The organism is Mycobacterium sp. MAA66, assembly GCF_041261665.1.
Lineage (GTDB): Bacteria > Actinomycetota > Actinomycetes > Mycobacteriales > Mycobacteriaceae > Mycobacterium.
The window spans coordinates 54,721-72,816 of the sequence record NZ_JBGCCC010000005.1; the positions used below are offsets into that span (position 1 = coordinate 54,721).

Below are 18,096 nucleotides of genomic sequence, written 5' to 3' on the forward strand. Positions count from 1 at the left end.
GTTGGTTTTCCCACGTTTCCGACCGCGTTTTCACCCGATTGGTACGCGCATTACCGCAGGTTCAGGCCCGATTTACGGCCAATTCGGCCCGCACCTTGAATTTCTGCACCTTGCCGCTGGCCGTCCGCGGGAAGTCCTGCCCCTCAGGCACCTCGTGGAGTTCCTCCGGCCACTTCTGCCGGGCCACTCCAACCCGTTGGAAATGCTCGCGAACGCGGTCCAGCGTGGGCATCACCTGGCCGGAGCGGACCCGCACCGCTGCGGCGACCCGTTCCCCCAGCCGCTCGTCCGGCGCGGCCACCACGACCGCCTCGGCCACTTCCGGCATGGTCAGCAGAACTTCCTCCACCTCAAGGGCACTGATGTTCTCGCCGCCGCGGATGATCAGGTCGGTGGTGCGGTCGGTGATGGTCAGGTAGCCGTCGGCGTCCAGCACCCCGATGTCGCCGGTGCGATACCAGCCGTCATCGTCAAAAGCCTTGGCGGTCAAGGCCGAATCGAGGTACCCGAGGCACAGGTCCGGGCCGCGGCTGAGAATCTCGCCGTCGTCGGCGAGTTTGATCTCGACGCCCGGACGCGGATCGCCATCGGTGTAGAGCCGCTTGGCCTCCGGTGCGCTCACGCCCGATCCGGTGATCGACGGATGCTCGGTGCTGCCATAGGACCGGAACACGAACACCCCCATGTCGTTCAGCCGCCGAGTGACGGCTGCCGGCACTGTCGAGCCGCCCAGGCCTGCGGTGGTGATCAGCTTGCGGTGCACATCGCTGCAATCCGGATGGTCGAGCAGGCTGGTGACGAAGTAGGGCGGCCCACCGCCGATCGAGATGCCGTCGGCAGCCATCAGGGCCAGCATCCTGGCCGGATCCCACACGTCGACCAGATCGATCGGCGCACCTTCGAGCACCGGGATGAGGAAGGCACCCAGCATGCCGATGAAATGCCCGACCGGGGTCGCGGTCAGCTGCCGGCCACGGCCGGGCGGGTAGTTGGCCAACAGCTGGCGAGTTTCGAACGTCAACGTCTGGTGACTGTGCACGACGCCCTTGGGGTCGCGCGTAGTGCCCGAGGTGAAGGCGATCAAGGCCGGCCCCGCGGGGTCGGTGGGCAGCACTTCGGGCATCGGCTCGTCGGCCAGTACATCGTCGAAGACCAGCTCACGACCACCGCCGGGGCCGCCGACCAGCAGCACCAGCGGCACCTCGGCGCACAGATCGCGGTGGTACTCCATCCGCCCGAACCGCTCGGCGGTGACCAGCACGCTGGGCCGCGCAGTGGCCATGATGTGGCCCAATTCCTTGCGGCCGTAGAAGTGCACGATCGGCACCACGATCGCCCCGAGCAGCGCCGACGCCCAGAACGTGGCTGCCGCCTCCATCCAGTTGGGCAGCTGCATCGCCACCACATCACCGGGGCCGACGCCGCGGGCCCGCAACCCGGCTGCCAACCGTCGAGCCACCAGCTCGACGTCGGCGAAGGTGCCGGCGAACGGCCGGGTGTCCGAGTGCACCCAGAAGCCGGCCTCGGGGGCCTGCCGCAGACCGTTCGCCAGGACGTCACCCAGAGTCTCGGGCAGCCACCACCCCTCGGACACGTAACGTTCTACAAGTTCGGCGGGAATGCTTCGGGCAATGAAGCCCGGCACGGTCGCCCCGGGGGCGGCGCGAGCGGGAGTAGGACCGGGGTTCTGCATGGACTTCCGACGACCTCCGCGCTTGCCGACGACCGTCGGACACACCACGATGAATGCTATTCTCCAGCAGCGAGAATGCCAATACCGAAGATGGAGAACCACCCTTGAATGACGTTCGGGTGACCCACGAAGCCGACGGCGCGCTCGCTGTCATCACCATCGACCGCCCGCATGCGCGCAATGCCATCTCGCTCGGCACCATGGACGAACTGAACGCGGCACTGGATGCGGTCGTTGCCTCGGACGCCAAGGCGCTGGTGCTCACCGGCGCGGGCGACAAGGCCTTCGTGTCCGGTGGGGATCTCAAGGAATTGGCGGCGCTGCGCACCGAGGAAGAAGCCGCCGACATGGCCCGAAGGATGCGCGCCATCTGCGACCGCATCGCCGACTTCCCCGGCCCGGTGATCGCCGCGCTGAACGGCCACGCACTGGGCGGTGGCGCCGAATTCGCGGTGGCCGCCGACATCCGGATCGCCTGCGACGACATCCGCATCGGCTTCAACCAGGTGACGCTGGCCATCATGCCGGCCTGGGGTGGCGCCGAGCGACTGGCCACGCTGGTCGGGCGGGGACGCGCCTTGATGCTCGCGGGCAGCGGCACCATCCTGAACGCCGCCGACGCGCTGCCGCTCGGGCTGCTCGACGTGGTGGTGCCGCGCGAGTCTTTCGAGGACGAATGGCGTTCGCTGGCAATCAAACTCGCCAGCGGCGCGGCCGACGAGATCAAGCGGGTCATCGCCGGCGTGACACCCGAAGAGGCCATCTCGGCATTTGCGAAGCTGTGGGTGCACGACGACCACTGGGCCGCCGCCGACGAGGTGATGGCCCGCGTCAGCAAATCGTGACGGGCATCTTGTCCCAGCCCCGCACGGTGGACGTCGTCGACATGACGGCGTTGTCCAGGTCGACGTCCCAGCGCGGGAAGCGCGCCAGCACCTCCTCGAGCGCAATACGCCCCTCCAACCGGGCCAGGGCCGCACCCATGCAGTAATGGGCGCCAACCCCAAAGGCAAGGTGGCTGCGGACTTTTCGATGAATGTCGAAGACATCACCGTCGGGAGCGAAATGGCGATGATCGCGGTTGGCAGCGCCGATCAGCATCATCATGACGCTGCCGGCCGGCACGGTGTGCCCGTAGTACTCGACGTCGCACCTGACGTACCGTGCCGCGTGCGGCGCGGGCGCTTCCAATCGCAACAGCTCCTCGATCGCGTTCGGGATCAACGCCGGGGCCTCGGCCAGTTCCCGCCGCTGGCCCGGATGCTCAGCCAAAACCTTTGCCGCCCAACCGATCAGTCGTGCCGTGGTCTCATTACCGGCGGCTGCCACCACACTGATGTACATCAGTAACTCGGCCCTGGTGAGCCGCCGGGTCACGCCCGACTCGTCGACGAACTCGACATTGAGCAGCTCGGTGACGATGTCGTCGCCGGGATGCGTCATTCGCCAGTCGACGTAGTCGCTGAACAACTGCCCGTCGTCGAAACCGGACGAGGCGATCTCCATCGGCCGGCCTTCTTCGGTCGCCAGCTGGGCGTTGGCCTGGTCCCGCACGGCTTCGTGGATCTCCTCCGGGATACCCAGCAATGAGCAGATCACCCGCATCGGCATCTGAGCACCCAGGTCGGCGATGAAATCGAAACCAGCACAACCGATCAACGGGTCCAGCGAGCGCACGCAGTAGCGGCGTACGACATCCTCCAGCTCGGCGATCTTGCGCGGGGTGAACATGCGGGACAGCAGCTTGCGGTGGATGTCGTGCCGGGGTGCGTCCTCCATCGGCAGCAATCCGGACGGGATCGGCAGGTCGGCCTTGATCAGTTCCAGGATGTTGCCTTTGGCCGAGCTGAACGTCACCACGTCGAGCATCCCCGCGTTGACGTCGGCATAACGACTCAGCGCATAGAAGTCGTGCTGTTCGTTGTGGTGCAACGGAAGTTCGTCGCGCAACCGCTTGAACATCGGATAGGGGTCGGCGATCAGCCCGGCGTCGTAGGGGTCGTAGTAGACATCGCTCATCGTGGTCACCACAGCCTATAGATACTAGGTAGTATCTGAGATACCGGCAAGTACCCGAAGTGACTTTCTGGCACTATGCAGGTCATGGCCACCAAGGGATCGATGCGTGAGCAGCGCGCCGGACAGACCCGCGAAATGCTGGTGAATGCCGCCGAGGAAGTGTTCGCCCGCAAAGGTTTTGGCGCCGCGTCGCTCGACGACATTGCCGAGGCCGCCGGCTACACCAAAGGCGCCATCTACAAGCACTTCGCCACCAAAGAGGATCTGTTCCTGGCCGTCGGCGACAAGTATTGGCGTCGCTACTTCGAGACATTCACCGAACTACTGTCGCGGGTAACCGTCATCGAAGCCGCCGACCGCGACCAGATCGCGGCGCACTGGCGGGATCTGACCCAATCCGGCGCCGTCGACTTCGCCGCACTGGGCTTCGAATTTACGCTGTATCTGCGACGAAATCCCGATGCCCACCAACGTGTCTCGGAAAAGCGTCGCAAAGTCGTCGACGCACTGACCGAGTTCATCCAGGCCGGCACCGAGCAACTCGGAGCCACCCTGTCGATCCCGCCGGAGACCTTCGCTCGCATCCTCATCACCACCAGCGACGCGATCATGCTCGGCAGCGAACTCGACGACGTCGACCTGTACCGGACCGCTCTGGACATGTACCTGTCGGTGATGACGTTGCCGCAACGCGGCTGATTCACCCAAACCACACCAATAACACGACTTACAGCTGCTGTAATGTGCAAAAGCGTCCGCCGCCCACAGCGGTGCCGGCGCTCGCACTTGTCTCTTCAACCCTCCCGAACGGGGACATCGTGACCGAGGTACTGGCGCGCGCCGGCATCTTCCAGGGCGTGGCCCCAGATGCCATCGCCGCACTGACCGCCCACTTGAAGCCGGTGTCATTTCCCTTGGGACACATCGTGTTCCATGAGGGCGACGCCGGAGACGAGCTGTACATCATCACCTCGGGCAAAGTGAAGATCGGTCGCACGGGTCCGTACGGCAAAGAGGGCCTCATCGCCATCCTCGGGCCGGCCGACATGTTCGGCGAACTGGCATTGTTCGACCCTGGACCCCGCACCTCGACGGTGACCACGTTGACCGCGGTGGAAGCCTTGACCATGGACCGCCCGGCACTGCATTTCTGGATCGGCGAACACCCCGAGATCGCTGAACAGCTGCTGCGGGTCCTGGCCCGACGCCTGCGACGAACCAACAACAACCTCAGCGACCTGATCTTCACCGACGTGCCAGGACGGGTCGCCAAGCTACTGCTGGACCTGGCCAGTCGCTTCGGCGAACGGGACAGCGAAGCGCTGCGCATCAACCACGAACTCACTCAAGAGGAATTCGCCCAGCTCGTCGGGTCCACCCGCGAATCGGTCAACAAGGCCCTGTCGAATTTCGCTGCCCGCGGCTGGATCCGCCAGCAGGGCCGGTCCGTCTTCATCTACGACCCCGCCGCACTGGCCAAGCGCGCCCGATAACTCCAGTTACATATTTTTGCCGACTGCCCGGTACCTGCCGCGCTTCCGATAAGCACCGACGGTTAGCTGCGCCTCGTTGCCAACACCCGCCGATCACCCGAATACACGTATTCGACACGGCACCAGACATTTTCGCATCGCACGGTCCGACACGCCTACCGTCGACCCGGCGCGCGTGATCCTTGACACGTATGTAAATTGTCGATGTGTCTTCCGCGTCATACAGCGGACAAATCGATGAATTACGAGCCACCAAAAATCGTCACGCAGCCCTGCGCGACGGCGGCTCGAGGGTGAGCAGAATTGTCGTTGGCTAGCCGTCCGGTCGCGGAGAATCCCTCCGCCGCCACCGTCCTCGCGTACAGCGCTGGCCGGGCGATGGTCACCGGGCTACGCCGGGGCGCACAGGTCCGCCACCGGCTTCCGAGACGGGCCCTGGCCGCCGTCCGCAGGTACGCCGTCTGGATCGCGGCAGGCTGGGTACTGGTGCCCCTGGCGTTGTGGTTCGTCGTCATCGCTGCGCCGCCGACGCCGATTGCCCCACCGCCGCTACTACCAGGCACAACCGCGTCGAGCACCGGCTGGTCACAGCCCACGAGCGAGCCGACAGCACTGGGACACCTCGTCGTTGCGAGCCAACACCCACTCGGCCCGGCGGACCGGTCGTACTACGACACCCTGATCAGCCGGCTGCGCACCGACGCCGCTCACGTCGAATCGGCCGTGGGCACCTGGTCGGACCCGCTGACCGCCGACATCGCAGCGAGCCCGAACCACCGCGGCGCCTACGGCCTGGTGTGGCTGAACGGCGCCCTGGGCAGCGCGCAGGCCCGCTCGGCGGTCGATGCGGTGAACCGGATCATCGCGTCGGTTCCCGCGCCCGCAGGCACCCACGCATATCTGACCGGACCGGCCACAGCGTTCGCCATGCCGGCGTCGCCGTCCTGGCCGACTGCGGCCGCCATCTTGGCGGCCGTCCTGCTGGTCGTCGCCTTGGCAGTGCACCGGGTTTGCCGTCCGAAGGTCCGGCTAACGGTGCTCGCCTACCCGGCCGCGACGGCACTGTTCGCTGCGGCACCGGTGAGTTACCTGCTCGCCGCCGCTGGTCGGCTCAGCCTTTCTCCGCTGTCGGTAGCCCTCGGGGGCGTGCTGACGGCGTGCGCCGCCATTGATTTCGCACTGGTGATCACCCGGAGCTACCACCGGCAACGACGCGCCGGCACCGAGCACGACGGCGCCCTCGTCCACGCGTACTGCTCACTGCTGCGGCACGCCGCGGTGGCGGCACCGGTACTCACCGCGCTGCTGTTCGTATCGGTCTTCCTCCACACTCCCCTGTTACGGGAGGTGACGGCGCCGGCAGCGATCGGTGTCTTGGTCGCGCTGCTGGCCGTCACGACGCTGGTACCGGGGCTGATCGGGCGCAGCGCCCAGTCGCCGCAATGGACCGAATCATGGGCCGGGCGCCTGCTGACGCCCCCACTGCGCAGACGGGGCCTGATCACCGCCGCAGCCACCGCATGCACGCTGGTGGCCGGCGCCACCGCCGTGTCGGTACACAACGCCTCCGAGGCCATGCCGTCGGATGCCGGACCATTCCCACTCAGCCAGGTCCTGCCCGACGTCGTGACCATCGCCTCCGATCACGATCTGCGTAGCCCGGACGGTCTCGCGGCCATCAATCTGCTCACCCGCAGACTGCTGGCTCTACCCGGCGTCATCCGCGTCCAGTCCCCCAGCGCACCGGCTGGAATGCCTTGGGATCAAGCCACTTTCGCATTCCAAGCGGGCAGCCTGGGTAAGCAGGCATCGCAGTCGGCCGCCTCGGCCAACTCCCAACTCGCTGCGGTGAAGTCACTGGCCTCGACATTGGACACACTGAGCAACACCATTGACCTGGCCCGCGGTGGCGGCGCGGGCGGCGGCGATTTCGCCCGCGCAGCTGCCGATGTCGGCTCCGGTGTGCAGAGCTTGCAACGCGCGGCGGCCGCGGTGACCAGTTCGCTGACCCCGATCCAGGAATGGATGCAGGGGATGTCCGATTGCTCCGACAACGCGCTGTGCGCCTCGGCTCAACGCCTGATGGGCCCCTTCGCCAATGTGCTGCGCAGTGTCAGCGATCTCGGCCGCGGTACCGCCCAGATGTTCGACGGACGGCAGGGCCCGGCGCTGCCGGCGGACGCGCTCGGCCAGCTGCAGGCGGTGGTGAGCCAGCTGCGCGCCCTCGTCCCCGGCCTGGCCCATCTGCTCGACGCCGTGCTGCCCCAGATCGGTTCTCTGGCAACGTCGATGAAGGGCATCGGACAAAACTTCGGCGATGGCAGCCAGGGTGCGTTCTACCTCCCCCGCTCGGTGATAGATGGGGCGGCATACCGGTCGGTGCGGGACGCGATGTTCACCGCCGACGGCCACAGCACCCGACTGCTGGTGTACGGCGCGCTGGACAATGTCGCCATGCCGCTGTGGCAACGTCCGACGACCATCGCCCAGGTACTGGCCGCGGCGACCCGCGACGGCGCGCTGACCGACAGCACAGTGACGGTGTCCGGCACCGGTACCGCGGCGCAGCAGCTGCGCGACCTGGCCCGGCACGACGCCACAGCCCTCGGTCTGTGCTTCATGGTGCTGACTGCGCTGGCCGCGGCGGCGATGGCACGACACCGCCGCGCAGTGCTTCTGCTCTCCGCATTGTCGGCGTGCTTCCTGCTTGCCGGCGCGGCCGTGTGGATTTCCGTGACGGACATCGTGGTCGGTGAAATCACCTGGCTGGCTTTGTTGTTGGCCATGACGGTTGCCGGCCCGATGGCCGTGCATCACCAGGTTTCGATGGCCGGGCGGGCGCGGGTGCGCCGACCGTTCCGTCAGCCGGCGAACGTGCTGTGCCTGGCCGGCATCGCGTTCGGTGTGGCGATCTGGTTGGCGCCTGGCGATGCGTTGTTGCACCGGGCCGGCCTGCTGATGGCGATCGGGTTGAGTGCCAACGCCACAACGATCACCATCAGCCGACGATCCCTGGTCCGCCTCCCGGCCACTGCCCGCTCGCTGTGGACCACTCTGACGACGCCCGAATCGCACGCGGTGCCGGTTCGGCAGGTGTCGGTTCAGCAGGTGCCCGAACCGCCGGTGGCCCCGATGACGGCCGACCGCATTGAGCCCCCGGAACCAGCCTGGCCGGCTCCGCGCCCAACGTGGCCACCCGCGGTGCGCCCGCGCGTCGTATCCGACTGTGCCGCATCACGAGCTACCAGTCGACGCGCGAAAGCACTACTGCGGCAACAACATTTCCTCTATCTTCAGGGGCCCGTCCCGGATGGGCAGCGGCCCCGCATCGCGGTCGCTAGCGCCTAGGCCAACCGACTGCTACCGAGCTGCCGGAACGTCGGGCGGGAACTGCACCGGGTACGGTTCGGCGAAGTCGGCCGACCGACTGACCGCGCGCCAGGCCAGGTCGTCCTCAAGTAGCCTGCGGTCCAACAGAATCGAGCTTTCCGCGGCATAAGCCCCCAGCGGCAGGTGGTCGGGCAAGTTGTCGCGATGGGCCATCTGCACCAAGATGCTCGCCGCCCGCTCGGGGTCCCCGGCCGGTTTCACATCACCGCCCCGCATGGCGTTGTGCAGCGCACCCACCGTCGCGGCATACGCGGCGGGGACATCGTGCACGGTCATCGACGAACCCGCCCAGTCGGTGGCGAATCCGCTGGGTTCCACCACCAGAACCTTGACGCCGAATGGTCCGGTCTCGGTGCGCAGCACCCGGCTGAATCCATCGATGGCGAACTTGGCGGCTTGGTAGGACGCGATCCCCGGGCTGCCGCCGACCCGCCCACCCATCGACGAGAACTGCACGATCAAGCCGCCGCCCTGTTCGCGCAGGACCGGGATGACCGCCTTCGAGACGTGATAGACGCCCCAGAAGTTGGTTTCGAACTGCGTCCGGAAGTCGGCGTCGTCGCCGCTCTCGATGGGCGCCACGTTGGCGTAGCCCGCGTTGTTGACCACCACATCGAGACGACCGAACGCCTGCAATGCCTCGGCTACCGCGGCGCGGACACCGTCGGGATCGGTGACGTCCAACCGAATCGGGCGGATCCGGTCACCGAATTCGGCTACCAGGTCATCGAGTTGTTTCGGATCGCGCGCCGTGGCCGCGACCGTGTCGTTGTTGCACAGGGCCGCACGTACCAGTGCGCGGCCGAAGCCTCGTGAGGAGCCGGTGATGAACCATGTTTTGGACATGACATTAGTAAAACATCGTTTTATTAATAGCGCAACAGTGTTGCGGTATGCTGGGTCGATGTCCGGAGCCGAGTTTCAGCGAGCGCGGTCCCCGCAGGCCAAGCAGCAGCGCTACGAAGCGATCCTTGATGCCGCGCAGCACCTGGGCGCGGCGCGCGGCGTGAGTCAGGTGACACTGACCGAGATCGCCGAAGCGGTCGGGATGCACAAGTCGGCGATGCTGCGTTACTTCGAGACCCGCGAAGAGATCTTCTTGCAGCTGACGGCGACCGCCTGGCAGGAGTGGTCTCGGTGCGTGCGCCACCAGCTGACGGCGCTGCAGACCCCGGCGCCGGCCGATGTCGCCGACGTGTTCGCCGAAACCCTCACCGCGCGAGGCTTTTTCTGCGATCTACTGGCCCAGACTCCCCTACATCTGGAGCGGAACGTTTCGGTGGATGCGGTGCGGGGCTACAAGCTGATCGCCCTGGCCGAATTCAGCGAAATCGTTGCGGCACTGCGCCAGTCGTTGCCGGCGCTCAGCGCAGAGTCGGCCGGCGATGCGGTGGCCACGGCCACCAGTTTGGCCGGCTCGTTCTGGCACATCGCCACACCGGGACCCGAGGTGGCCGCGCTGTACCGCAGCGACCCGCAGCTGGCCCACGCCATCGTCGAAATTCGGCCCCGGCTCACCCGGATCCTCACCGCACTGCTCGACGGCATGCTCTGACGCCGGACCTACTCGGATTCCTCGTCGGCCGGACCGAGCATCGCCGCAAAGTCCGGCATCGGCAACGGATCGCCCTCCAGTCGCCGCAGCCAGGTGTCGACGAATGCCAACGTGTCATCGTGGCCGGCTGACATGCCGAGTTCCTGTTCCATGACCAGCACCCGGGAGATGCTGGTGGTGAACACCGCCCACACCACGGGTGGCACGTCGGCCTCCTCGGCCCCGTACCTCTGCAATGCCGCAGTGAAGGCCTTGGTCTCCTGCTCCCGGAATCGTTCTGCGTAGTAGGCGATTTCGGTGCGTAGCGCCTTGCGGTGGTTGGCCAGGCCCATGATCTCCATGGTCAGCCTGGTACCGGCCGGATCGGTGTTGAACCGCCACAGATTCCACAGTGGCTGCTCGGACTGCAGCGCCAACTGCTGAACCTCCAGACCTTGTTCGGCCCGGCGCCGGAAGACCGCCTGGAACAGATCGTCCATGGTCCGGAAGTAGTAGTGCACCAATTGCGGTTTCAGCCCGGCCTTGTCCGCCACCCGGCGCGAGGTCACCGCCGCGTAGCCCTCATCGAGCATCAACTGCTCGGCGGCATCGAGCAGCACTCCGCGGTTCTTCGCGTCCGGCGCCCCGATCCGTCGAGCCGATGCCATGCCGTTGCCTTCCCCTCACACCCAACTGGGCAAGCGATCTTATCGCCGGGGTCCGCACTGTGACCTTGACCACGACCATAACCCCATGCTAAGCAGGTGCACAGCATTTCAGTCACATTCCGCAGTGCCCGCAGGCAGCCCGCCGCATACCGCCCGCCCGGAGGAATCCCGCAGATGACCGACTTCGACACCGTCGACTACTTCACCGATCAGTCGCTGGTGCCCGATCCGCATCCATATTTCGACCACCTGCGCAGCAAGTGCCCGGTGGTCAAGGAACCGCATTACGGCGTGCTGGCGGTCACCGGATTCGACGAGGCAACCACGGTCCTCAAGGACACCGACCTGTTCTCGTCGTGCATCGCCGTCGGCGGCCCCTTCCCGCCACTGCCGTTCACTCCTGAGGGCAGCGACATCACCGAGCAGATCGAATCGCACCGGACCCAGCTGCCGATGTTCGAGCACATGGTCACCATGGATCCGCCGCACCACACCGACGCGCGCTCGCTGCTGAACCGGTTGCTCACCCCGAGCCGGCTCAAGGAGAACGAGGACTTCATGTGGCGCCTCGCCGACCAGCAGCTCGATGAGTTCATCGACAAAGGTTCGTGCGAATTCCTGTCCGAGTATGCAAAACCTTTCTCGCTGTTGGTGATTGCCGATCTGCTGGGTGTCCCCGAGGAAGACCACGACGAGTTCCGCACCGTGCTCGGCGCGCCGGGGCCCGGATCTATTGTCGGCTCGCTGAAGCACGAGGTGCTGGCCGTCAACCCCCTGGAGTGGCTGGACGAGAAGTTCGTCACCTACCTGGAGGACCGGCGCCGCGAGCCGCGCAACGACGTGCTGACCGCGCTGGCCACCGCGAAGTACCCGGACGGGTCGACCCCCGAGGTGATCGACGTGGTCCGATCGGCGACATTCTTGTTCGCCGCCGGCCAGGAGACCACCACCAAGCTGCTGTCGGCGTCGATGCGGGTACTCGGCGACCGGCCGGACATCCAGGAGGCGCTGCGCCGCGACCGCACCCGGGTCCCGGTGTTCGTCGAAGAGGCGCTGCGGATGGACGCCCCGGTCAAGAGCCAGTTCCGCTTGGCCAAGAAGGACACCGTGGTCGGTGCCACCGAGGTGGCCGCGGGGACCATCATGATGGTCTGCCCCGGCGCGGTGAACCGCGATCCGGTCCGCTTCGAGGATCCGCACACCTTCAGCCTGGAGCGCAAGAACGTTCGCGAGCACATCGCGTTCGGCCGCGGCGTGCACTCCTGCCCAGGCGGACCGCTGGCCCGGGTCGAAGGTCGGGTATCCATCGAGCGGATCCTGGATCGGTTGTCGGACATCACGATTGATGCCGACAGGCACGGACCGGCCGGCAACCGCAGTTACTCCTACGAGCCGACATTCATCCTGCGCGGGCTGACCGAACTGCACATCAACTTCCGCCGAGCCTGACGTTCTCGTTTGACCGAACCACGGCCGGCGGAGATGTTATTCTCCGACTAGGAGAATGACAGTCTCGCCAGTTGGCGGGTGGAGGACGCTATGAAGTTGGCTGCGATGGCCGCCGTGGTTGTGTCGACGGTGTCGATTGCGGTCGCCCCTCCCGCGTCGGCGACGATGTACCTGGGCAACTACATGCTGAACATGCCTGACCGCAGGGACTTTCATACGTGGATCTTCTCGGCGCTCGTGCCGTGCTACAACCCGGACGGTGACCAGGTCAGCCTCACCGAGTGCATCCACGTCCTGACCATCCCCCAGCCGGTCGCCAAAGCCGACAGCAACAAGGCCGATGCCCGCCTGGTCAACGGGCAGTACAGCATGACCATCGACGAGGACATGGGCCTGCGCTGCGGGGACATCTACTATGGGCCGACCATCCCCACCCGCGACGTGTACACCTGGGACGCAAGCACTCTCGCTGGGCAGATGACGTCGACATTCGACGCCGGTTGCGACGGTGCACCCGGCGGTTCGCTGACTTATCCATTCAGCCTGAGCAGGATGTGATGATGCGCGCAGCCCTGCAGACTCTCGCCGCCACGCTCGCGCTGGGCGCTGCGCTGATGCCGGCCGCCCCAGCCTTTGCCGACGAGGACGGCGCTCCCGGGCCGCCCCCGACACCGCATCACGTCCGCTACGTGGTGAGCGCCGCCGCCCCGATCTACTCGAATATCTACTACCGCGATACCGACCCGCCGACCTGGTCGGATTACAGCCATAACCCCTACGTGTTCAGCCCGATGGCCGATGTCACCGTCGGGCCCAACCAGCCATGGGTTTTCGACACCACGCTCAACGACCCCAACCTCTGGGCGATGGTCACCGTGCAGTCCGGCGAGGCGCCGAACTTCCCGACGCCGTCCTTCAATTGCCGCCTTGAGGTCGACGGCGTGCTGGTGAAGCAGAACAGCGGGCCGCACGGCGCGTTGTGTTCGATCCGCAACTGGTAGATATCAGCGAAACATCAAGCGCCCCTGCCTGATTCGGTGCGCCGCCGCTACGAGTCAGGTGTCCCCGCGCATCCAGCGGCTGACCCCGTTCATCGCGACACAGGTCAGGAACAGGCCGTCCGGGGCCTGCGCGACCATGTTCTGCTCGCTGATGCAGTTGCTGTTCTCATCACGGATGCCGGCCATCGGGGGCGAGCGGAACCAGCGCGGGTCATACCGCCGAGGCGACCCACAGAACATCAACCGTCCCCAGTCGGTGGTGGCAAAGACGTAATAGGTGGTGTTGTCGCAGGGCGCTCCCAGTACCCGGTGCGGGATGATGCCCGGAACGCAGAACGCGTCGTTGCACGTCTGCGGATCGGCATGCGCTTGGGGCGCAGAAACATTCGAAGCCTGTGGCGCGACGATGAACATCCCGGCCGCCAGCGCCGAGGCGGCCGCCACCACGGTCACACGCACGTCGTCAACTTTCGCACATGCGGAAACGAAATTCTCTATTTCCGAGAAGATTATTACGATGTGCTCGCGGAATGCCGACCCGCTCGCACTGGCCAACTAGCCTTGGCGAGATATCGACCGACCATAAGGAAGTGTCCACCATGGCACCACCGGCCACCGACGGTTCTGCAGACACGGCAGGCACCGACGACGTGGCAGCGGCTGAAGCGCACGCCGCACTCGCCGAAGCGCGTGCTCGCCAAGCACGTGCCCGCGCCGACGTGCTCCGCCGTCAGACAGTCGAATCAACCCCCGCCGCAGCCCCAGCAGTAGGTCGACGGTCATCGCGCTGGCACCGGATCGCCGCCGGCGTCGCGGCACTGGTGTTCTGCGCATTCCTCGGGCTCGGCGCGGCCATGACCTGGAGCCACCACGTGGCACAGACGCATCGGCAACAGCAGGAGCAGGCTGCGGCAGTGGCCCGCCAGGGCGTCATCGACATCATGTCGCTGAACTTCGTCAATGCCGAAGAAGATGTGCAGCGCATCCTGGACAACGCCACCGGCAAGTTCAAACAGGATTTCCAGGGCCAGCAGTACCTGCTGGTCAAGCAGCTCATCATGTCCAAAGTGGTCGCACACGTCACCGTGACGGGCGTGGCGGTCCAATCTGCCACCGATGACTCCGCCGTCGTGCTGGTTGCCACCACATCGCAGGCCGCCAACGCCAACGACGCCCAGCAGGCGCCCAAGAGATTCCGCGTGGTGGTGACACTGGCCAAGGACCAGGGCCGGCTGAAAATTTCGGACCTCGCATACCTCTGAGGACCCGCGGTGAATACTGCAGATACCGACGGAGATGTTCGCGATACTGATATTCTCCGGAATCGAGAACGCCGCTATCACCCCGAGGAGCGCGACCATGCCGGGCTTGACGTTGAGCATGAAAGCGACGATCGGCACACTCCTCACCGCGTTCACCGCAGTGTCTGGCGCGGTACCCGCGGTCGCAGACGAAGACCCCAGCCTCTGGGGCATCAACGGCACGTACGCCACCTCATCCAACGGGGCATTCGCCAAACTCAACGAGCGGTACGAAGCGCAACCCGGCGAGCAATCCACCTGGACCGTCTCCACCAAATGCGTTGGCCCGGCGGATTGCACCGGCACCGTCAAGAGCAGCGAGGGGTGGACCGCGCCGATCTACACCACCGACGGCATCTACTTCGTCAAGCGGGTGCTGCCCAACTGGCGGTATTGCGACGACGGCACGCCGATCCAGGGACTGCAGGAGTACAAGATCTACCCGGTCGGTCCAGACGGCCACCTCGCCGACACCTCCGACGAATACACCGGCGAAGACCACACCACCGGCCCAAGCGGGTCCTGTGGCCGTAACCAATGGCCGGTGGTTCGGATGCCGTTCTACATGAAGAAGATCTCGGGCTAGCCGTACTGACCACGGACGTCGGGCACGACATGGCGTGGTGACGGATGTCAGTTCTCATCCGTCACGGGGAAGCTTCACGCGTGCGTCGATGTGCATCTGCAAGGCGCTCTTATACGCGGTGGCGGAGAAGTTGCAGCACTGCGGCCATATCCTGTTGACCCAGGCCGGATTCCAGCGCTCGGTCGAGCACTTGCCCGACAGTTGTGGCCTGCGGCAGGTCGAGCGCGTGCTCTGCTGCCATAGCCAGTCCGAGCGATACGTCCTTGTGCAGCAGGGCGAGTGCGAAGCCGACGTCGGTGCCGTCGAGGTCGAGGAAGTTTTCCCGCTTGTAGTGGACGTAGGGTGCGGCTACCGCGCTGGAGGACAGCACCTCGTACAGTTCGGCCGGCGCCACGCCTCCGGCTTCGGCCATGACCAGCGCCTCTGCCACGCCCTGATTCAAGGCGGCCAGCACAGAATTGACGGCCAGCTTGGCCGCCGAACCAGCCCCGACCGGGCCGACGTGGAACTGCTTGCTGGTCATTGCCGCGAGCACGGGTCGCACCCGATTGAAGAGTTCATCGTCGGCGCCCACCATTGCAGTGAGTTGTCCTGATTCGGCGAGGCTGACGCTGCCGGATACCGGCGCGTCTGCCAACGCCACGTCGGCGTTCGCTGCGCGCTGCGCGAAGTCGATGACCGCGGAGGGCCCTACTGTTCCCATCACCACGTGGATGTGGTCGGCATTGGCCGCTGGGATGAGTCCGCTCGGTCCGAAAAGCACGGTGTCGGTGATGGCAGCGTTGGGCAGCATGCCGACCGACATATCGGCGTCGGCCAGACCGGCCGGACTGGCTACGATCTGAATGTCCTGATCGCGCAACGACTCCGGCAGCGTTTCCGGACCGGTGAGGTAGAGGTCGTAGGCGATGACGCGGTGGCCGTCGGCGAGCAGATGCGCAGCCATCGGGACACCCATGCGTCCGAGTCCGGCGAATCCGATCTTCATGGCAACCTCCAGGTTCAGTGCAATGTGCGGCTCAGGTGAGAGCCAGGGTGATGTCGAAACGGGCACGGGCCCAGGGGTGTCCGGCCAGATCACGACCACCCGGCGGCGGTGCGTCGGCCGGTTGCACGACGAACTCTTTGATCAAAGAGTCCCGCACGCCGAACACGGAATCGTGTTCGAGATATTCGTCACCGTGGACGAAGATGTGGGTGATGAGGCTGCGTCGGCCCTCGGCGGTCACCATGAAATGTAGGTGGGGTGCACGCATCGGTGAGCGGCCGACGGCTGCGAGCAACCTGCCTACTGGTCCGTCATGTGGGATCGGGTAGCGGGTAGGGGTCAGCGCCCAGAAGCTGTAGTGACCCAGTTCGTCGGTGAACAGGTGTGCGCGACCGGAGGTCACATCGTGGCCGAGTTGAACATCGTAGAACCCGTCGTCGTCGGCCTGCCACACCTCGATTCGGGTGTGTGGCAGCGGGTTGCCCGCGGTGTCGGTGACCTTACCCTCGATCCAGCAGGGCTGTCCGGACGCGCCGCCGGAGGTGTCGCCGCCCAACGGGACTTCAGGGGACCCTTCGACGAAGAACGGTCCGAACACGGTGGCTTCGGTCGCATCCGAGACAGCTTCGTTGTTGACCGTGACCACCTGCATGGAGGCACCTAGGACGTCGGAGAGCAGGATGACCTCTTGGCGTTTGTCGTCGGTGATATGGCCGACGGCAGTGAGGAATTCGATCGCCGCGTTCCATTCCTGCTCGGTCAGCCGCACCTCGCGGATATAGGCGTGCAGGTGCTCGACCAGTCCGTGCATCAGTTTGCGCAGGCGGTCGTCGCCGGTTCCGTCGAAGCTGGCCAGGACCCGCTCGGTGAGTAGGTGTTCACGGTTCTGCTGTTCGGCATTCATCGGAGATACACGGCCTTCGGCGGTGTGCCGGACCATGCGGCCGACAGCAGCTCGATCAACGAATCTCGCGTCACCGGTCGAGGATTGGACGGGGGGATCACCGGCAGGATGAGGTCCGCCGCCTCATGGATATCGGATTCCTGAAAGCCGCAGTCTCGCAGCGCTTGTGGCGCATCGAGTATCTGCCGCAGCGCCTGCAGCCCGTCTATTGCCGACGGAGATCCGAATGCCGCGGCGATGCGGGCGGTCGCCGATACCGCAGCGCGCGAGTTGTACGCCAACACGTAGGCCAACATCACCGAGTGGGTCTGTGCGTGCGGCAAGTTGTAGGCGCCTCCGAGTACGTGGCAAATCTTGTGGTGCATCCCCGAGCCGGCGGAGGCGAATGCCACCGCCGATAGGTACGCCCCATACAGGCAGCGTTCATGCCCGGACAACGCGGTCGGGTCGGCCTTGATCGACGTCATGCCAGAGGCCAACTCACGGATCGCCTCGATGGCCAGCACCTGATTGATCGGATCAGTGTGCGGGGCCCACATCGCATCGATGCTGTGCGCGAGGGCATTCAGCCCCGACGCGACACTCAATTCGACGGGCAGAGAGATCATCTGCGTCGCGTCGTAGATGACGGCGACCGGTAGGACCTTGTCGTCGACGCCGGTGGTCTTGCGGCCGGCATCGGTGATGCCCCACACGTTGGTCGCTTCGGAGCCGGAGTAGGTGGTGGGTATCCCGATGATCGGCAATCCGGTGGTAAGAGCGACGGCCTTGGCCAGGCCGGTGGTGGATCCGCCACCGATACTGACGATCAGGTCGATGTGATGTTCGTGCGCTGCGGCGCGGGCCTTCTGCGCCTTCTCGATTGGGACGTGCGGTGCGGTATCTGTGTACAGCAGAGTAGGCCGAAGAGTGCGGCAGACCTGTTGGGTCAGGCGGTGTTCGGCGTTCCTACTGATGACCATGACTGAGTGGGCATCGCGTCGAGTTACCTCGGCGTGCAAGTTGTCGGTGGCCTTTCCCAACCCGAACACCACGCGTTGCCCCAGGGTGGTGTGGCCGAACTCAAGCAC

General features: G+C 65.6%; 18 protein-coding genes. 10 read left to right on the forward strand and 8 right to left on the reverse strand.

Features of this window, described 5'->3' with window-relative positions:
- Nucleotides 1–61: 61 nt before the first annotated feature.
- Nucleotides 62–1,693: an AMP-binding protein gene (locus ABIA30_RS16505; RefSeq protein WP_370067220.1), complete on the reverse strand. Its 1,632-nt coding sequence runs from the start codon at nucleotides 1,691–1,693 to the stop codon at nucleotides 62–64.
- Between the two features lie 53 nt (nucleotides 1,694–1,746).
- On the opposite strand from ABIA30_RS16505, the gene ABIA30_RS16510 reads away from it, so the two are divergent.
- Nucleotides 1,747–2,538, forward strand: coding sequence for an enoyl-CoA hydratase/isomerase family protein (locus tag ABIA30_RS16510; protein WP_370067222.1), 792 nt, complete (start codon nucleotides 1,747–1,749; stop codon nucleotides 2,536–2,538).
- On the opposite strand, the gene ABIA30_RS16515 is transcribed toward ABIA30_RS16510, so the two are convergent.
- On the reverse strand, nucleotides 2,525–3,712 hold the full coding sequence (locus ABIA30_RS16515; RefSeq protein ID WP_370067224.1) for a cytochrome P450: 1,188 nt from the start codon (nucleotides 3,710–3,712) through the stop codon (nucleotides 2,525–2,527). The genes ABIA30_RS16510 and ABIA30_RS16515 overlap by 14 nt on opposite strands.
- 84 nt (nucleotides 3,713–3,796) lie before the next feature.
- On the opposite strand from ABIA30_RS16515, the gene ABIA30_RS16520 reads away from it, so the two are divergent.
- The 3 genes from ABIA30_RS16520 (at nucleotide 3,797) to ABIA30_RS16530 (ending at nucleotide 8,553) form a co-directional block, all read left to right on the forward strand.
- Nucleotides 3,797–4,411, forward strand: coding sequence for a TetR/AcrR family transcriptional regulator (locus tag ABIA30_RS16520; protein ID WP_370067226.1), 615 nt, complete (start codon nucleotides 3,797–3,799; stop codon nucleotides 4,409–4,411).
- A 119-nt stretch (nucleotides 4,412–4,530) separates the two neighbouring features.
- Nucleotides 4,531–5,205: a Crp/Fnr family transcriptional regulator gene (locus ABIA30_RS16525; RefSeq protein ID WP_370067228.1), complete on the forward strand. Its 675-nt coding sequence runs from the start codon at nucleotides 4,531–4,533 to the stop codon at nucleotides 5,203–5,205.
- A gap of 303 nt (nucleotides 5,206–5,508) precedes the next feature.
- Nucleotides 5,509–8,553, forward strand: coding sequence for an MMPL family transporter (locus tag ABIA30_RS16530; protein WP_370067230.1), 3,045 nt, complete (start codon nucleotides 5,509–5,511; stop codon nucleotides 8,551–8,553).
- A 12-nt stretch (nucleotides 8,554–8,565) separates the two neighbouring features.
- On the opposite strand, the gene ABIA30_RS16535 is transcribed toward ABIA30_RS16530, so the two are convergent.
- Entirely contained in the window at nucleotides 8,566–9,441 is an 876-nt protein-coding gene (locus tag ABIA30_RS16535) for an SDR family NAD(P)-dependent oxidoreductase (RefSeq protein ID WP_370067232.1), read from the reverse strand.
- Between the two features lie 58 nt (nucleotides 9,442–9,499).
- Here ABIA30_RS16535 and ABIA30_RS16540 point away from each other — a divergent pair, with 58 nt between their 5' ends.
- Nucleotides 9,500–10,150: a TetR family transcriptional regulator gene (locus tag ABIA30_RS16540; RefSeq protein ID WP_370067234.1), complete on the forward strand. Its 651-nt coding sequence runs from the start codon at nucleotides 9,500–9,502 to the stop codon at nucleotides 10,148–10,150.
- 8 nt (nucleotides 10,151–10,158) lie between these two features.
- Here ABIA30_RS16540 and ABIA30_RS16545 read toward each other — a convergent pair whose 3' ends face one another.
- On the reverse strand, nucleotides 10,159–10,797 hold the full coding sequence (locus ABIA30_RS16545; protein ID WP_370067236.1) for a TetR/AcrR family transcriptional regulator: 639 nt from the start codon (nucleotides 10,795–10,797) through the stop codon (nucleotides 10,159–10,161).
- Between the two features lie 174 nt (nucleotides 10,798–10,971).
- Here ABIA30_RS16545 and ABIA30_RS16550 point away from each other — a divergent pair, with 174 nt between their 5' ends.
- The 3 genes from ABIA30_RS16550 (at nucleotide 10,972) to ABIA30_RS16560 (ending at nucleotide 13,247) form a co-directional block, all read left to right on the forward strand.
- Entirely contained in the window at nucleotides 10,972–12,246 is a 1,275-nt protein-coding gene (locus tag ABIA30_RS16550) for a cytochrome P450 (protein ID WP_370067238.1), read from the forward strand.
- Between the two features lie 90 nt (nucleotides 12,247–12,336).
- Nucleotides 12,337–12,804, forward strand: coding sequence for a hypothetical protein (locus ABIA30_RS16555; RefSeq protein ID WP_370067240.1), 468 nt, complete (start codon nucleotides 12,337–12,339; stop codon nucleotides 12,802–12,804).
- 2 nt (nucleotides 12,805–12,806) lie between these two features.
- Nucleotides 12,807–13,247: a hypothetical protein gene (locus tag ABIA30_RS16560; RefSeq protein WP_370067242.1), complete on the forward strand. Its 441-nt coding sequence runs from the start codon at nucleotides 12,807–12,809 to the stop codon at nucleotides 13,245–13,247.
- A 54-nt stretch (nucleotides 13,248–13,301) separates the two neighbouring features.
- Here the strand turns inward: ABIA30_RS16560 and ABIA30_RS16565 are convergent, their stop codons facing one another.
- A complete protein-coding gene (locus tag ABIA30_RS16565; protein ID WP_370067244.1) occupies nucleotides 13,302–13,706 on the reverse strand; it encodes a hypothetical protein in 405 nt (134 codons plus the stop codon).
- A 131-nt stretch (nucleotides 13,707–13,837) separates the two neighbouring features.
- On the opposite strand from ABIA30_RS16565, the gene ABIA30_RS16570 reads away from it, so the two are divergent.
- On the forward strand, nucleotides 13,838–14,509 hold the full coding sequence (locus ABIA30_RS16570; RefSeq protein WP_370067246.1) for a hypothetical protein: 672 nt from the start codon (nucleotides 13,838–13,840) through the stop codon (nucleotides 14,507–14,509).
- Between the two features lie 97 nt (nucleotides 14,510–14,606).
- Nucleotides 14,607–15,134, forward strand: coding sequence for a hypothetical protein (locus ABIA30_RS16575; RefSeq protein ID WP_370067248.1), 528 nt, complete (start codon nucleotides 14,607–14,609; stop codon nucleotides 15,132–15,134).
- 109 nt (nucleotides 15,135–15,243) lie between these two features.
- Here the strand turns inward: ABIA30_RS16575 and ABIA30_RS16580 are convergent, their stop codons facing one another.
- From ABIA30_RS16580 to ABIA30_RS16590, 3 genes are read right to left on the reverse strand one after another with little or no spacing between them, the layout of a single operon-like run.
- Nucleotides 15,244–16,122, reverse strand: a complete 879-nt coding sequence (locus tag ABIA30_RS16580; RefSeq protein WP_370067250.1) for an NAD(P)-dependent oxidoreductase — start codon at nucleotides 16,120–16,122, stop codon at nucleotides 15,244–15,246.
- A 31-nt stretch (nucleotides 16,123–16,153) separates the two neighbouring features.
- Nucleotides 16,154–17,026 carry a dioxygenase gene (locus tag ABIA30_RS16585; RefSeq protein ID WP_370067252.1) on the reverse strand — a complete coding sequence of 291 codons (873 nt, stop codon included), beginning with the start codon at nucleotides 17,024–17,026 and terminating at the stop codon, nucleotides 16,154–16,156.
- On the reverse strand, nucleotides 17,023–18,096 hold the full coding sequence (locus tag ABIA30_RS16590) for a maleylacetate reductase (protein WP_370067254.1): 1,074 nt from the start codon (nucleotides 18,094–18,096) through the stop codon (nucleotides 17,023–17,025). Before ABIA30_RS16590 ends, ABIA30_RS16585 begins: the two co-directional genes overlap by 4 nt.

Coding starts and splice junctions, on each gene's coding strand:
- ABIA30_RS16505 (WP_370067220.1), bottom strand. CDS start 1,693: ATGCAGAACCCCGGTCCTACTCCCGCTCGCGCCGCCCCCGGGGCGACC.
- ABIA30_RS16585 (WP_370067252.1), bottom strand. CDS start 17,026: ATGAATGCCGAACAGCAGAACCGTGAACACCTACTCACCGAGCGGGTC.
- ABIA30_RS16550 (WP_370067238.1), top strand. CDS start 10,972: ATGACCGACTTCGACACCGTCGACTACTTCACCGATCAGTCGCTGGTG.
- ABIA30_RS16510 (WP_370067222.1), top strand. CDS start 1,747: ATGCTATTCTCCAGCAGCGAGAATGCCAATACCGAAGATGGAGAACCA.
- ABIA30_RS16540 (WP_370067234.1), top strand. CDS start 9,500: ATGTCCGGAGCCGAGTTTCAGCGAGCGCGGTCCCCGCAGGCCAAGCAG.
- ABIA30_RS16575 (WP_370067248.1), top strand. CDS start 14,607: ATGCCGGGCTTGACGTTGAGCATGAAAGCGACGATCGGCACACTCCTC.
- ABIA30_RS16555 (WP_370067240.1), top strand. CDS start 12,337: ATGAAGTTGGCTGCGATGGCCGCCGTGGTTGTGTCGACGGTGTCGATT.
- ABIA30_RS16520 (WP_370067226.1), top strand. CDS start 3,797: ATGGCCACCAAGGGATCGATGCGTGAGCAGCGCGCCGGACAGACCCGC.
- ABIA30_RS16545 (WP_370067236.1), bottom strand. CDS start 10,797: ATGGCATCGGCTCGACGGATCGGGGCGCCGGACGCGAAGAACCGCGGA.
- ABIA30_RS16560 (WP_370067242.1), top strand. CDS start 12,807: ATGCGCGCAGCCCTGCAGACTCTCGCCGCCACGCTCGCGCTGGGCGCT.
- ABIA30_RS16580 (WP_370067250.1), bottom strand. CDS start 16,122: ATGAAGATCGGATTCGCCGGACTCGGACGCATGGGTGTCCCGATGGCT.
- ABIA30_RS16535 (WP_370067232.1), bottom strand. CDS start 9,441: ATGTCCAAAACATGGTTCATCACCGGCTCCTCACGAGGCTTCGGCCGC.
- ABIA30_RS16515 (WP_370067224.1), bottom strand. CDS start 3,712: ATGAGCGATGTCTACTACGACCCCTACGACGCCGGGCTGATCGCCGAC.